Origin of the sequence: Vibrio sp. B1FIG11 (assembly GCF_905175335.1) — a bacterium.
Taxonomy (GTDB): Bacteria; Pseudomonadota; Gammaproteobacteria; order Enterobacterales; family Vibrionaceae; genus Vibrio; species Vibrio campbellii.
In genome coordinates this window covers 1,338,555-1,352,809 of the sequence record NZ_HG992751.1, presented here as the reverse complement: position 1 = coordinate 1,352,809, position 14,255 = coordinate 1,338,555, and the positions used below count along the sequence as shown (strand labels likewise).

The window sequence follows — 14,255 nt, the reverse complement described above, 5'->3', positions numbered from 1 at the left end:
ACTTCCCTGTTAGTAGCGAATTTTCGGGTCAATCATTGCTAGCAGAATATCAACGATAGCGTTGAACAAGATGAATAGGAAACCAATCAGAATGGTTACACCCATTACTAGCGAGTAGTCACGGTTAAAAGCTGCGTTTACGAACAGCTTACCGATACCTGGCAGACCGAAGATGGTCTCAACAACTACCGAGCCGGTAATAATGCCGACAAACGCCGGTCCCATGTAAGACACTACAGGAAGCAGAGCTGGTTTTAATGCGTGTTTCAGGATGATGTAACGGTAGCTTAGACCTTTCGCACGGGCAGTACGGATAAAGTTACTGTTCAATGTTTCGATCATTGAACCACGAGTGATACGAGCAAACGTGGCGACATAAAGCAGTGACATTGCGATTACTGGCAGCACCAAATATTGCCATGAACCATCATGCCAACCACCAGCAGGGAATAAATTCCAGTGGAGCGAGAACAAGTAAATCAAAGCTGGCGCCAACACGAAAGATGGCATTACGACCCCAAGCATCGCCGTAGACATAATGGTGTAGTCAAGCCAAGAGTTTTGTTTGAGCGCGGCTATGGTCCCGATCGTCACCCCCAGAATGACCGTGAAGATAAAGGCGATGAAACCCACCTTCGCCGATACTGGCAGTGCTACCGAGATTAGCTCGTTTACTGTGTAATCTAAGTATTTGAATGAAGGACCAAAATCGCCTTGGACAACGTTAGTCAAGTACGTGGTGTACTGCTCAAATACTGGCTTATCTAGACCGTATTTGGCTTCAATGTTCGCCATAACTTCTGGCGGTAATGGACGCTCGCTCGAGAATGGGTTACCCGGTGCGAAACGCATAAGAAAGAAAGATACGGTGATCAAAACCAACATTGTTGGGATCGCCTCAAATATCCTTTTTGCGATGAATTTAAGCATAAACTCACTCTTTCAGTCTGTGACAGTTAAAAAAAATTGATAATAGGCACCGCACGTCCCTTTCTTGGGACGTGTGGGCCTTATTCTTATAGTCTTGAAGCGACTTTAATTAGTCTGCTTTGATGTAAAGATCTTTGGTGTAGATCTTTTCTTCCGCGTTGTTAGCAGGGAAACCACCAACGTGCGGGTTTAGTAGACGAGAACGAACGTACTGGTAAATAGGCGCGATAGGCATATCTTTCGCCATCAGTTGCTCAGCTTCTAGGTAGATCTTGGTACGCTCTTCTTCTGAAGTCGATTTGATCGCTTTGTCGATCAAAGCATCGTACTCTTTGTTACCCCAGTGCTGGCCACCAGTTGTGTTCGAGCTAACCATAAGGGTTAGGAATGAAGATGCTTCGTTGTAGTCGCCACACCAACCTGCGCGTGCTACTTCGAAATCACCTTGGTCTTTCGTAGATAGGTAAGTTTTCCACTCTTGGTTTTCTAGCGTTACGTCTAGACCTAGAGTTTTCTTCCACATAGAACCAAGCGCTACTGCTAGCTTCTTGTGGTTCTCATCTGTGTTGTATAGAAGAGAGAATTTAAGAGGGTTGTCTTTGCCGTAACCCGCTTCCGCCAATAGGCGTGCTGCTTCTTCGTTACGCTCTTTTTGCGTCATCTTACCGTAAGTTGGAAGCTCAGGGTTGAAGTGCGCTGTGATTTCAGGCGTTAGGAAGTACGCAGGCTTCTGACCTTGGCCAAGAATCGCGTTTGCTACGATGTTACGGTCGATCGCGTAAGAAATCGCTTTACGAACGCGAACGTCGTTGAAAGGCTCTTTCTTAGTGTTGAATGAGTAGTAGTAAGTACACAGGCTGCCTTCAACCGATACTGACTCTGGGTGCTCTTTCTTCAGACGCTTAAAGTGCTCAGTCGGCAGTTTAGACGTGAAGTCGATTTCACCAGATAGGAAACGGTTCATTTCAGCAACGCCGTTTTCGATTGGAAGGTACGTTACTTTGTTGATAACGGTTTTGTCGTTATCCCAGTATTCGTTGTTACGAACAAGCTCTAGACGCTCGTTCACAACCCAGTTATTTACCACATAAGCGCCGTTACCTACGAAGTTTTCTGGTTTCGTCCATTGATCACCAAACTTCTCAACTGTCGCTTTGTGTACTGGTTTCATTGTTGTGTGACCAGCCATCATTACAAAGTAAGGAACCGCTGTGTCTAGTTCAACCACCAAAGTGTGGTCGTCAGTCGCTTTAACACCTAGCTCGCTCTTGTCTTTTTTACCCGCAACGATGTCTTTCGCGTTTTTCATCTTGGTGTATTCCATGTACCAAGAGTATGGCGAAGCGGTTGCAGGATCGACTGCACGCTGCCAGCTGTATACGAAATCTTGTGCTGTTACAGGATCGCCGTTAGACCATTTAGCGTCTTTGCGCAGGTGAAAAGTGAAAGTTTTGTTGTCTGAGGTTTCCCAGCTCTCTGCTACACCAGGGATAGTGTCGCCGTCTGCATTTTGGTTCACTAAGCCTTCAAGAAGATCACGAATCACATGTGATTCAGGAACACCTTGAGATTTATGCGGGTCAATTGTTGCAACTTCAGTACCGTTACCACGAACGATTTCTTGTTTTTCAGCTAGTTTAGTGCCTGCCGGAACGTCAGCAGCGAAAGCGGTAGTAGAAGAGGCAGCCACTGCCAGACCAGCACCTAGAAGAAGGGCTTTGGTGATTTTATTCTTGTACATGCGTAAAACTCCAAGTTTTTCATTAGCATCCATGACTTCTCTGCAAGGGACTGGAACGGTCAGTATTTTAGAAGTTTTTAGTGCACTTTTTGAGCACAAAATTCTAAAACCTTACAAAGACTGCGGCACACATTAGCAACCATTGAAGTAATTTGCAATAAAGAGGTAGCAAAAAAACTAATAATTCTGTAAATAGTGCACATATTTAGCAATAAATACCGCAATAAAAGTATTGAATAGAGAAATACTGATTCACCCGCTTATTTGACAGGTGAAACTTTCGATAAATCTAATTTCAAACTTATTGATAGCATCTTATGCTAGATATATGTAAAAAAGTTAACATTTATGACACATTGAGTCTAATAAATAATTGCATATATTCCGTTAGATATTTTTTATTGTGAACAAGGTCACCGAGAGGAGAAAGAAAGGAAAGGTGGTGATTTTGAAGGCAAATCACAGAAGGAAATATAGGCGGTTTCAGCCCTAAAAAAAAGAAAAAGCCAGACGTTATTAACATCTGGCTTTGAAAGGGTTGTTAGCAGAATAAAAAACTGCCCTACTTTTCCCAGCGCTGTGCAGCTTGATGATCGGTATCGCGCGACTCAATCCAGCGGTTTTCACTAGTCGTGCGCTCTTTTTTCCAAAATGGCGCTTTGGTCTTTAGAAAGTCCATGATGAACTCACAAGCATCAAATGCCGCACCACGGTGTGCACTAGAGACACCAACAAACACAATTTGGTCACCCGTGTCGAGATCACCAACACGGTGAATAACGCGAACGCCTAACAGAGGCCAACGTGATTCCGCCTCATCACAAATGTCGATCAGGCTTTTCTCCGTCATACCCGGGTAATGCTCTAGGTGAAGACCAATCACGTTGTCGCCAAGGTTCATATCACGAACTTTACCGATGAAGGTCACTACCGCACCAGAAGATGTGCCTTCTGATAGACGTTGGTATTCTTGATCAACTGAAAAGTCTTCAGCTTGTACAGAAACGCGAGGATCCATATTAGCCCCCTGTTACCGGTGGGAAGAAAGCAACCTCATCACCCGCTTTCACTGCTGTATCTAAAGGCACGATAGACTGGTTTACTGCTGCTAGTAACTTACCTGGTTCTAGCGCTAAATCCCATTTACCTTCTTTATCTGCACCAGTTTCGACCAAATGTGCACGAATCGCTTCAACATTGCTGAACTGCTCTTCGAGTTCTAAGCCATCGATACCAACAAGCTCACGCGTTTGAGCAAAGAAAAGTACTTTAATCATTATTCCGCCTTGAAGTGACCCGATTTTCCGCCTGTCTTCTCAAGAAGACGAACTTGACCAATAACCATGTCTTTTTGCACTGCTTTACACATATCGTAAATCGTCAGAGCCGCCACAGAAGCAGCCGTTAGCGCTTCCATCTCGACACCGGTTTTGCCTGCAAGCTTACACACAGACTCGATACGTACTTTGTTTTCTGCTTCGATGGCTTCCAGTTGAACTTCAACTTTAGACAATAGAAGAGGATGACAAAGCGGGATCAGATCCCAAGTTTTCTTCGCGGCTTGGATACCAGCGATACGAGCTGTGGCGAACACATCACCTTTGTGGTGCTGGCCAGACACGATCAATTGCAACGTTTCTGGAGCCATGTGTACGAATGCTTCAGCACGCGCTTCACGTACCGTTTCCGCTTTTGCAGACACGTCGACCATGTTAGCTTCGCCAGACGCGTTGATATGGGTAAATTGGGTCATTGTTTTTCCTTCGCTTTTAGGAAAGGTTATACAGATAGGTGTGGCATAAAGTTACAAGGACGGTGACTTGCATCTAGCTGTTGCTTGATGATCTTCGTCCAACCTGTACGACACGCACCAGTAGAACCTGGCATTGCGAAAATAACCGTGTGGTTAGCAAAGCCTGCAATTGCGCGAGATTGGATCGTTGAAGTACCGATCTCTTCGTAAGAAACCAAACGGAACAACTCACCAAAACCTTCTACTTCTTTATCAAACAGCGGCTTAAGTGCTTCTGGCGTGCTGTCACGTGAAGTGAAACCTGTACCGCCAGTGATCATGATTGCTTGTACGTTTTCGTCAGCAATCCACTGAGAAACGATCGCGCGGATCTTGTACATGTCATCGATAACGATTTGTTTATCAACAACGTTGTGACCCGCTTCTTTCGCGTGTTCAACTAGGTAACCACCAGAAGTGTCGTTTTCTTCAGTACGAGTGTCAGATACCGTTAGAACGGCAATGTTTGCAGGTTGAAATTTGCTTTCAGCGTGACCCATTTGTTCACCTATTCTCTAAGTTTGCTTTGATACGTAAGGTATCGATTCTGGAAAAATCATCAGAAGCCACGTCAGCTCCCGATGTAAAATCTGATTGGAATTAGCCGCCGATAGACGCAAGATGTGGCGTCATACCTGTATTGCCATCGTGCAAGAAGTGACTAACGGATTTCGTTTGCAGTTGCGCTTGAATACGTTCAATCAATTCATTTTCTTGCTCGTCACGTTCTAACAGGTCTCGCAATTCCACGCCATGATCACCAAACAGGCATAAATGCAGTTTACCCATAGCCGATACACGAAGTCGGTTACAGCTCTCACAGAAGTCTTTTTCGTATGGCATGATCAAGCCAATTTCACCCTTGTAATCTGGATGAACGAAAACTTGAGCAGGGCCATCGTTGTGAGAACGAACTTTAAGTAACCAACCATTGGCAATTAATTGATTGCGAATAGCGACACCAGAGACATGGTGCTTAGCAAACAGATCATCCATTTCTCCCGTCTGCATTAATTCAATGAAACGCAGTTGGATAGGACGATCTTTTATCCAGTTAAGGAAAGCGGGCAGCTCGTTGTGGTTGAGGTCTTTCATCAGCACCACGTTGACTTTGACTTGCTCATAACCCACTTCGAACGCACGTTCGATACCATTCATCACCTCGGTGAACTTATTTTCACCAGTGATTTGATGGAACATACGTGGGTCCAGGCTATCCACACTCACGTTGATGTGCGTAAGGCCAGCTTCACGCCAGTCTGCAACTTGCTTCGCCATGCGGTAACCATTCGTCGTTGTGGCGACTTTTTTTGATACCTGGCGTGGTTGCGACTGAGTGAATAATGTCAGTAAAGTCTTTGCGTAAACTCGGCTCACCACCGGTGATACGTACCTTTGAGGTACCACAATCTGCAAACGCTTTTACGACACGTTTGATCTCAGGGAGAGATAAGAAAGACGAGTTTTTATTGCCCGATGGCTTGTAGCCGTCAGGAAGGCAATAGGTACATTTGAAATTACAAACGTCAGTCACAGACAGACGCAAGTAATAGAACTTACGATGAAATTTGTCTTCGAATTGTTGCGCCACGGAACACCTTTCCAAACACGGGAGGCATAATCATTTCCAATTATGCCCTTGTGACAGTATGTCACTGGCTCAAGACGCCTATCCTTGGACTTAGCATAGTGAGCTCGGAGTTATGGCAACCAGAGGAGATAACCCCCTGATAGCTTTGCCGTGTAAAATACTTAATATTTGTAATGGAATCCAGACTTGAGTGATAAAAAACTCTCTGGAAACACAATTTACCGCTTAGTGAGTACCTCTTTGGCACTCATTAAGTTAAATTGTAGTCGTTTTTTACAAGATTATTAGAAGAACGTAATGAATATCTACACCGATAAGAAAGTGGTCGCAGTTGGCGGTGGTCACGGTTTGGGCCGTATGTTAGCGGCATTAAAAGATTTTGGCGGCAATGCGACTGGCATTGTTGCGACAACAGATAATGGCGGTTCTACGGGCCGTATTCGTCATTGTCAGGGGGGGTATTGCTTGGGGTGATACTCGTAACTGTATCAACCAGTTAATCACCGAACCATCAATCAGCTCGATGATGTTTGAGTACCGATTTAAAGGTACTGGCGAGTTAGATGGACACAACCTAGGTAACTTAATGCTGACGGCATTGGACAACCTATCGGTACGACCACTAGATGCGATCAACCTTATTCGCAATATGCTGAAGGTCGATGTAAACATTCTGCCTATGTCTGAGCACCCTTCCGACCTAACGGCTCTATCAGTAGATGGGCAATGGGTCACAGGTGAAACCAATGTGGATGAAATGGAAACCGATCTGCGTCGTCTTGATCTGTCACCGGAGGTCCCTGCAACCAAAGAAGCCGTTACGACGCTTTCAGAGGCAGATGTCATCATTCTTGGTCCAGGCAGCTTCTTAACGAGCATCATGCCGCCGCTATTGCTGCCTGAAATTGGTAAAGCGATTGCTGCTAACCAAAAGGCGAAAGTCATCTTTGTGGCAAACTTGAGCCCAGAATATGGCCCTGCTGGCCGTATGACGATGAAGCAAAAGCTTGAATGGTGTGAGCGTGCGTGCCAAGGCCGTAAGATCGATGTGGTACTGGCTGAAGAGACTGAGCAAGACGTGCTGGATAACTGGAACGTAGTCACGGAGTCATTGGCTTCAACGAACCGTGATTGGCGCCACGACCGAGACAAACTAAAGCTCGCGATTGAAAATCAACTACTGTCTGACTAGACGAAAAGCATTGAGAAAGAGGCTTCGATTCGGAGCAAACTCCCTAAACAAAAAAGCCCTTCCACACCGGAAGGGCTTTGTGTTTTTGCGTTGCGCTTAATGTCTTGCTCGAAACGTTAGTTTGTCCAAGAACGGTAGGCGTCACGAGTGATACGAAGTAAATCGAGCATTTCGCTCGTCTCCATCCCCTGCTCTTGCAATTGATTCGCTTTTGCTTTCTTGTCGATGGCAATCGCTAGTTCACACAATCGATCTGCGCCAAAGCTTGCAGCACTGCTTTTCAGTGCATGACTGATCTCTTTTAAATACAACAGCTGCTCTGAGCCCTGAAGTTCAGTTAAAGTGCCAATGTAGGAGTCCATTTCCCCAAGAAAAATATCAAGCAAAACAGGAACATTATCGCTGCCAATTTCCGCAGACAGTTCTTCAATTTTTTGCTGATTTAATACGTCCGTATTCATACGTTTTGTTTTTCGTCCTTGCTATTCCAAGCTTGCAACTTGCGATAAATCGTTGATGGGCTGACATCCAAATAGCCAGCAGCGCGTGGAATGTTGCCTTCACACGCTTGAATTGCCTGCTCGATGGCCATTTTCTCCGTCATCCAAAGCGGCATAATATCTGACACCGTCATGATGTCAGGTTCAATAAATTTTGCTACCGATTGGCGCACAACAGGCTGATTCAGTGGTGGCGGTAACATATCCAGCGTGATCTCTTTGCCATTGTTCAGTACCACGATATTACGTAATACGTTTTGCAATTGGCGAACGTTACCCGGCCATTCGTAGCTGTTGAATCTTTCAATCACGTCTTGTGCGAAACGGACGAAACTCTTGCCTTCCTCATGAGACATATAACCAAGCAGCGAGTATGCAATTTCAATAACATCTTCACCACGCTCACGCAGCGGCGGAAGGTGCAAAGGAATCACGTACAAACGGTAATACAAGTCTTCACGGAAACGGCCTTCTTGCACTTCTTTCCAAGGGTCTCGGTTAGTTGCACACACAAAGCGTACATCCACGCTCTTCATTTTAGAAGAACCGACTTTTTGGAATGTACCCGTTTGGATAAAGCGCAATAGCTTAGTTTGAAGATCCAGGTCCATTTCACAGAGTTCATCAAGGAACAACGTGCCGCCATCAGCAAGCTCTGCCGCACCTTGTCGGTCATTCGCAGCACCAGTAAACGCACCTTTTACGTGACCAAACAGCTCACTTTCAATAAGGTCTTTCGGGATTGCCGCACAGTTGATGGCGATAAACGGCTTATCACCACGTTTGCTTGCTGCGTGAATCGCCTCCGCACACACTTCTTTACCCGTACCACTTTCACCCGTGATGAAAATACTCGCTTTACTGCTCGCTGCCGAGTCAATGGTACGGTAAACCTGCTGCATCGTTTGGCTACTGCCGATGAAGCCTTGGTAATTTTGGTTACCAGGGTTGTCAGCTTCATTCTTTAATTTGGTTGCTTTGCGGATCGCATTGTTCACCGTGACACGTAAACGGTCTGCTTCACATGGTTTGATTAGGAAGTCTTGAGAACCGTGACGCATCGCCTCTACCGCAGTATCGATAGAGCCATGGGCTGTCATGAAGATGATTGGCACGTCTGGATGGCTTTTCTTCACCGCGTGCAATACGTCCATCCCCGTCATATCAGGTAGACGAAGATCGAGCAGAATAAGATCAGGTAGACGAAGATCGAGCAGAATAAGATCAGGAATGCGATGGTTCAGGCTTTCAATGGCGTCTCTGCCTGTTCCAACAATATTGATATCGATGCCAAGTGGCGTGAGGTAAGAACGGTAAAGTGCCGCAACGGATGCGGTGTCTTCTACCATTAGTAGATAACGAGACTTTTGACCTTCTGTTATTTGTTGCATAGCCTAGCCGATTTTTCGTTGTGTTTTAAATAATAATCGCATTACGCTTTGCATTTTGCAAATAATCATTTGTTAGACTGTGGGTATTCTAAACAAAGTAAACCGAATATCAACAGGTTAAATTATGGCATAAACCATGCTGTATACTTTTTGACCCCTCGGGTCACCTAGCCAACTGACGTTGTTAGTGAACGACATGTTCACAGAACGAGCCAATAGATCCGACTGCCTATTGGCTTCTTTTTTGTCTGCAGATTTGGGCGCGGGACATGCCCGAGCTATGGTCGTAGACATAATCACTCGGGCATTAGATGTGGCAATGAAATTACGGTTAGAGAAGAATTAACTGTTCGCGATAAATTGAGCGCGCAGCTTTTCAATCTCGTCACGTTTCTGAGCCGCCAATTCAAATTCAAGATCTTGAGCGTGTTGGTACATCGCCGCTTCCAAACGACTGATCTCCTTCTCCAGCTGTTGTGGAGACATGATCTCGTAAGTCTGAGAAGGCTCTGCCACTTTCGATAGCGGTACTTGCTTAGTATTACGCTGACGCTTCGATTTGGTGATATCCCCCAACTCCATAATGTCTTTAATATTTCGCTTCAAGGCTTGAGGCTCAATACCCATCTGTTCGTTATACGCTTTTTGCTTCTCTCGACGACGATCAGTTTCGTCCATCGCTTTCTTCATCGACTTAGTGATCGAATCTGCGTAAAGAATCGCTTTACCTTTGATGTTACGAGCCGCACGACCAATGGTCTGAATCAATGAACGCTCTGAACGCAAGAAGCCTTCTTTATCTGCATCCAAGATTGCCACCAGCGACACCTCCGGCATATCGAGACCTTCTCGCAATAAGTTGATCCCAACCAACACATCAAATTCACCCAAACGAAGGTCGCGAATGATTTCTACACGCTCAACCGTGTCAATGTCTGAGTGAAGGTAACGAACTTTCACATCGTGCTCGTGCAGGTATTCGGTTAAGTCTTCTGCCATACGCTTGGTTAGCGTCGTCACAAGAACACGCTCGTCTTGCGCTGCGCGAATTCGAATCTCAGATAACAGATCATCAACCTGAGTAGCAACTGGGCGAACTTCTAATTCCGGATCGAGCAGACCCGTTGGACGCACAACCTGGTCCGCAATCTCATCGGCTGACTTCTCAAGTTCGTAGTTACCCGGCGTTGCAGAAACAAATATTGTCTGTGGAGAAATCGCCTCGAACTCTTCGAACTTCATTGGGCGGTTATCCAATGCAGAAGGCAAACGGAAACCAAACTCCACCAGCGTCTCTTTACGTGAGCGGTCACCTTTATACATCGCGCCAATTTGCGGTACGGTAACGTGTGATTCGTCGATGATCAGCAAGCCATCGTGAGGTAAGTAGTCAAATAGCGTTGGTGGCGGCTCCCCCTCCGCTCGTCCGCTTAAGTAACGAGAGTAGTTTTCGATACCGGAACAGAAACCCAGCTCGTTCATCATCTCAATGTCAAATTGAGTGCGCTGGCTGATACGTTGCTCTTCTAGGAGTTTGTTGTTGTCTAACAGCTGCTTCTTACGCACTTCAAGCTCGTCTTTAATGCTTTCAATGGCATCAAGAATACGCTCACGTGGCGTGACATAGTGCGTCTTTGGGTAAATCGTATAACGCGGCAGGTCTCGCTGTTTGACCACACCAGTCAATGGGTCAAATACGCTGATACAGTCGACTTCATCGTCAAACATCTCTACGCGCACGGCGTCTTGGTCTGATTCCGCAGGGAAGATGTCAATCACTTCACCACGCACGCGGAACTGGCCACGCTCAAACGCAACATCGTTACGTGAATATTGAAGTTCTGCAAGACGACGCAGCATGTCGCGCTGATCAATCACATCACCGCGGCGCAAGTGAAGCATCATTGTAGGTACGACTCTGGGTCACCCAAGCCATAAATGGCCGAAACCGATGCAACAATGATTGCATCTTTGCGTTCCAATAATGCTTTTGTTGCCGATAAACGCATCTGCTCTATGTGAGCATTCACCGACGCGTCTTTTTCAATAAAGGTATCCGTCGTTGGCACATAAGCTTCGGGTTGATAGTAATCGTAGTAAGAAACGAAGTATTCAACGGCATTATTTGGGAAGAAGGCTTTCATCTCACCGTACAGTTGCGCGGCAAGTGTTTTGTTTGGCGCGAGAAGAATCGCCGGACGCTGCGCTTCTGCAATTACGTTTGCCAGTGTGAATGTTTTACCCGAGCCCGTTACACCCAACAGAGTCTGATGGGCAAGGCCTGAGTCTAAACCCTCTAATAACTGTTTGATGGCGGTTGGCTGATCACCGGATGGTTGATATTCAGAGACCAGTTCATAAACTTTACTCATACCCTTCCTCAAATTTCCTGCACTTTGGCTGTATATATATACACCTTATTAGATGAAATCTACGTCTATTTTAGATTTATAGCTCATTACGATTAATTTTTGCGCTTTCTCTATTTTGGTCTAGCCTTAGTTTGGTGACTCTGTTATAGTCTTCCGCCCTACTTGATGAAGCTTCCCAGATCATCTAAATTCAGTTTCCACAACTTTTCCCCAAAAATAGCCAATATTATCCTTTATCCCCAAAAGGCTGAATCTTATCCACTTTGCGCAATTCTGAGTTAATTTAAATAAATTACTGTTTTATCTGATTATTCATTGCATATTTCTGCTTAAAAACTCAAACCAAAGCAATTCGGTTGCATATAAAAGATCTTTACTCAGATCTCATCAACATAGTTATCCACAATTTTAGTGGATAAGTAACTCTAGCCCTTTACTGACAAGGACTACAAAAAAGTAAAGAATAAAATGCATGATTTTTTGCTAAAAATGTGTTTTTTGGGTGTTGACAGAATTAGGGCTGCTCGGTAAGATTCGACCCGCTTTCAAGCAAAGCAATTCCTCCTTAGCTCAGTTGGTAGAGCGACGGACTGTTAATCCGCAGGTCGCTGGTTCGAGCCCAGCAGGAGGAGCCAAATTTAGAAAAGCCGCATCACTCGATGCGGCTTTTTTGCGTTTTAATTTTTTGATTTGTTCATCGCTAGATGTTGATCAAAAAAGCCACGGATAAATCCGTGGCTTAGTTAGGCTTTAAAGCTATCAGTTACTCGTCAAAATGCGTTAACTCCAAATAGAGTCAATTCATTTACAATTAAAGTCGACGAGCGATCGTATCCATTAGCACTGCGGCAACTTTATCATCACCAGCTTCATCACCTTTACTGTAGGTATTGATCTGACGCTTTGATGAGTCGTGGATATTAGTAATCGCTACCACTTCCCTCTCGATACCAAATCCAACTAGCTTGATCATCAACTCTTTGTTTTTAAAAGAATCGCCAACGATCACGATAGAGTTAAAATCTTTAAGCAGCTCTTTGGTCAAATCTTCAACTTGAATATCATTACTATTAATGAAAAAGATATCCGCAGACTTCGAAGAGCTTCGCTCTCTAGCAGACTTAAGTTGGATTTGCTTCATCTCATTGAAAACACCATTATCTTGGGTTCCAATCGTAGATAGGCTTGCAGCATGAGAAGCCAAAGACAATAACAGTGTACTTGTAAAAATAGTACTTTTAACAAAATTCATTCTCTTTACCCTCTAATAATTAAAGAATTGTTTCTTTCATAACGCGGAAGGTTTGACCCTTGTCATCAACAGTACAATCGGTATCTATCGTAATACCGTAGTTAGATTCTCTTTGGTACAACGTCGACTCGTTCTCATTAATTGTCCAGTTGTCGCCATAAGTATTGAGGTAAGCACGCGAAACGGTGACGGCGTTACCAAAGACAAGTTTTTGATCTTGGCAAGTATTCCAATCAGAAGTGTAGTTTTCCTGCCACGTCTCATAACTCTTTAGGTCGTAAACTCGGTAAAGGTCTTCACCCCAAATTTCAGCAGCGTTCTTTACATGCCAAAACTCACTTGATGGATTATCTGCACGCCAGCCAGCTTCTCCCACCGCACGTGTATTAATCGTTTGAACAACTGAGTGGCCAATATCATTACCTTCATCAACCGATGTGTAATTCAGCATACTGTGCGTCTGACTAGATTCTTTTGTTTGACTAAAGCCAAAACCTACAGCGAGACCAGCAGAAGGGCCGTCTGATTTGCTTGCTTCAAAAGAACCCGTAATATCAAAGCTAAAAGATGTACTCTCAGCGAGAGAAATCTCTTTATTCACATTACTCGAGCTTGGAAAGCTTTGCTGATTCACAAACAGATTTCCATAACGGTTCTGAGGAAGACAGTAGTCGTTACCTCTATCGTTTTCACACTCTTCAGCCAAATACTTCCAAGTTAGCCTTGATTGCTCTTCAACATCATTTGGCGCTTCATTAACTGCTTTTTTACGAGCGAATCTATAAGCATTTTCGCCAGACATGAAGTTAAATTGAGAGTTTCCATGGAACATCTGCCCCATGTAGCCTTCTCCGTACCAAAAGTGCGGAGCAACTTCTTCATCTACCCATTCAAAGTAGTAGCCACCGTCAGCAAGGGTTTGGCGAGTCACATTCATGCTGCCATCAACCGCCATGATATAGTTCGTCTTGTTTGACTGAGAAAACATCAACAGATCAATAGTTCGAGCGACATCAATCTGTTCGCGAATTTTATAGTCTTCCTTGCCATAGTGATACGCGCCATTCTGAGAAGTGATGATAAATTGCTCTTCAATTTGACCATCTTCTATTCTTGCATGCTGACAAAGATTCGCAATTTTCCCCGGTAATCCCTGCTGCTCTAAATGATTGTTAATGTACGCTACTTTGGCATTGAATATGTCACATGCTGTCGCCGGATCGTCGTAAGCAACATATTCATCAGCTCCCTTAAAGTAAGCATCATCAATTCCTGGGATAGGAGATGCATGAGCGTAACCCGATAACATAGAGACTGTTATCAAGCTCAGGCTGAAACTTTTTATTTTCATCACTTGTTCCTTTTAATCGTGTTTGCACCAATGTCGATACCTCACTAATTTAACGAGTAAAAATAATCTATTCACAAATAATTGGTAATAAAAGCATCAATTCTATTTTTGATTTTTCCTGAGTAGCTATGAACGTATTAATA

The 14,255-nt window shown here is 44.5% G+C and carries 10 protein-coding genes, 1 tRNA gene, 3 pseudogenes and 1 riboswitch; of the genes and pseudogenes, 2 read left to right on the top strand and 12 right to left on the bottom strand.

Translation table 11 applies throughout. The features are described from left to right. Positions 1 to 9: 9 nt before the first annotated feature. The 7 genes and pseudogenes from oppB to moaA form a co-directional block, all read right to left on the bottom strand. On the bottom strand, positions 10 to 930 hold the full coding sequence (gene oppB, locus KHO06_RS06160; protein ID WP_005433208.1) for an oligopeptide ABC transporter permease OppB: 921 nt from the start codon (positions 928 to 930) through the stop codon (positions 10 to 12). Positions 931 to 1,039: 109 nt separating this feature from the next. Continuing rightward, on the bottom strand, positions 1,040 to 2,671 hold the full coding sequence (locus tag KHO06_RS06155) for an ABC transporter substrate-binding protein (protein WP_005433211.1): 1,632 nt from the start codon (positions 2,669 to 2,671) through the stop codon (positions 1,040 to 1,042). Between the two features lie 562 nt (positions 2,672 to 3,233). Continuing rightward, the gene (gene moaE, locus KHO06_RS06150) at positions 3,234 to 3,689 is read right to left on the bottom strand and encodes a molybdopterin synthase catalytic subunit MoaE (protein WP_005433207.1); all 456 of its coding nucleotides are present in this window, start codon (positions 3,687 to 3,689) and stop codon (positions 3,234 to 3,236) included. Position 3,690: 1 nt separating this feature from the next. Beyond that, complete coding sequence (gene moaD, locus KHO06_RS06145; protein ID WP_005433220.1) at positions 3,691 to 3,948, bottom strand: molybdopterin synthase sulfur carrier subunit; 258 nt, start codon at positions 3,946 to 3,948, stop codon at positions 3,691 to 3,693. After that, positions 3,948 to 4,424, bottom strand: coding sequence for a cyclic pyranopterin monophosphate synthase MoaC (gene moaC / locus KHO06_RS06140; RefSeq protein WP_005433216.1), 477 nt, complete (start codon positions 4,422 to 4,424; stop codon positions 3,948 to 3,950). The genes moaD and moaC overlap by 1 nt, the downstream gene beginning before the upstream one ends. 26 nt (positions 4,425 to 4,450) lie before the next feature. Further along, the gene (gene moaB, locus KHO06_RS06135; RefSeq protein WP_005433210.1) at positions 4,451 to 4,963 is read right to left on the bottom strand and encodes a molybdenum cofactor biosynthesis protein B; all 513 of its coding nucleotides are present in this window, start codon (positions 4,961 to 4,963) and stop codon (positions 4,451 to 4,453) included. Between the two features lie 100 nt (positions 4,964 to 5,063). Then, positions 5,064 to 6,054, bottom strand: a pseudogene (gene moaA / locus KHO06_RS06130) (GTP 3',8-cyclase MoaA). Further along, a riboswitch (molybdenum cofactor riboswitch) is annotated at positions 6,043 to 6,176 on the bottom strand. Its footprint overlaps the pseudogene before it by 12 nt. A gap of 175 nt (positions 6,177 to 6,351) precedes the next feature. Here moaA and KHO06_RS06125 point away from each other — a divergent pair. Continuing rightward, positions 6,352 to 7,246: pseudogene (locus tag KHO06_RS06125) on the top strand (YvcK family protein). Positions 7,247 to 7,362: 116 nt separating this feature from the next. Here the strand turns inward: KHO06_RS06125 and luxU are convergent. The 3 genes and pseudogenes from luxU to uvrB all read right to left on the bottom strand — a co-directional run bounded on the left by luxU (position 7,363) and on the right by uvrB (position 11,509). After that, complete coding sequence (luxU, locus tag KHO06_RS06120; RefSeq protein ID WP_038889851.1) at positions 7,363 to 7,707, bottom strand: quorum-sensing phosphorelay protein LuxU; 345 nt, start codon at positions 7,705 to 7,707, stop codon at positions 7,363 to 7,365. Then, the gene (gene luxO, locus KHO06_RS06115; RefSeq protein WP_212582243.1) at positions 7,704 to 9,137 is read right to left on the bottom strand and encodes a quorum-sensing sigma-54 dependent transcriptional regulator LuxO; all 1,434 of its coding nucleotides are present in this window, start codon (positions 9,135 to 9,137) and stop codon (positions 7,704 to 7,706) included. The genes luxU and luxO overlap by 4 nt, the downstream gene beginning before the upstream one ends. Before the next feature lie 342 nt (positions 9,138 to 9,479). Beyond that, a pseudogene (gene uvrB / locus KHO06_RS06110) lies at positions 9,480 to 11,509 on the bottom strand (excinuclease ABC subunit UvrB). Positions 11,510 to 12,068: 559 nt separating this feature from the next. On the opposite strand from uvrB, the gene KHO06_RS06105 reads away from it, so the two are divergent. Next, positions 12,069 to 12,144 (top strand) — tRNA-Asn (locus KHO06_RS06105). A 176-nt stretch (positions 12,145 to 12,320) separates the two neighbouring features. Here the strand turns inward: KHO06_RS06105 and KHO06_RS06100 are convergent. Further along, entirely contained in the window at positions 12,321 to 12,761 is a 441-nt protein-coding gene (locus KHO06_RS06100) for a hypothetical protein (RefSeq protein ID WP_038889848.1), read from the bottom strand. A gap of 19 nt (positions 12,762 to 12,780) precedes the next feature. Then, positions 12,781 to 14,112, bottom strand: a complete 1,332-nt coding sequence (locus KHO06_RS06095) for a hypothetical protein (RefSeq protein ID WP_045457981.1) — start codon at positions 14,110 to 14,112, stop codon at positions 12,781 to 12,783. Between the last annotated feature and the right edge of the window lie 143 nt (positions 14,113 to 14,255).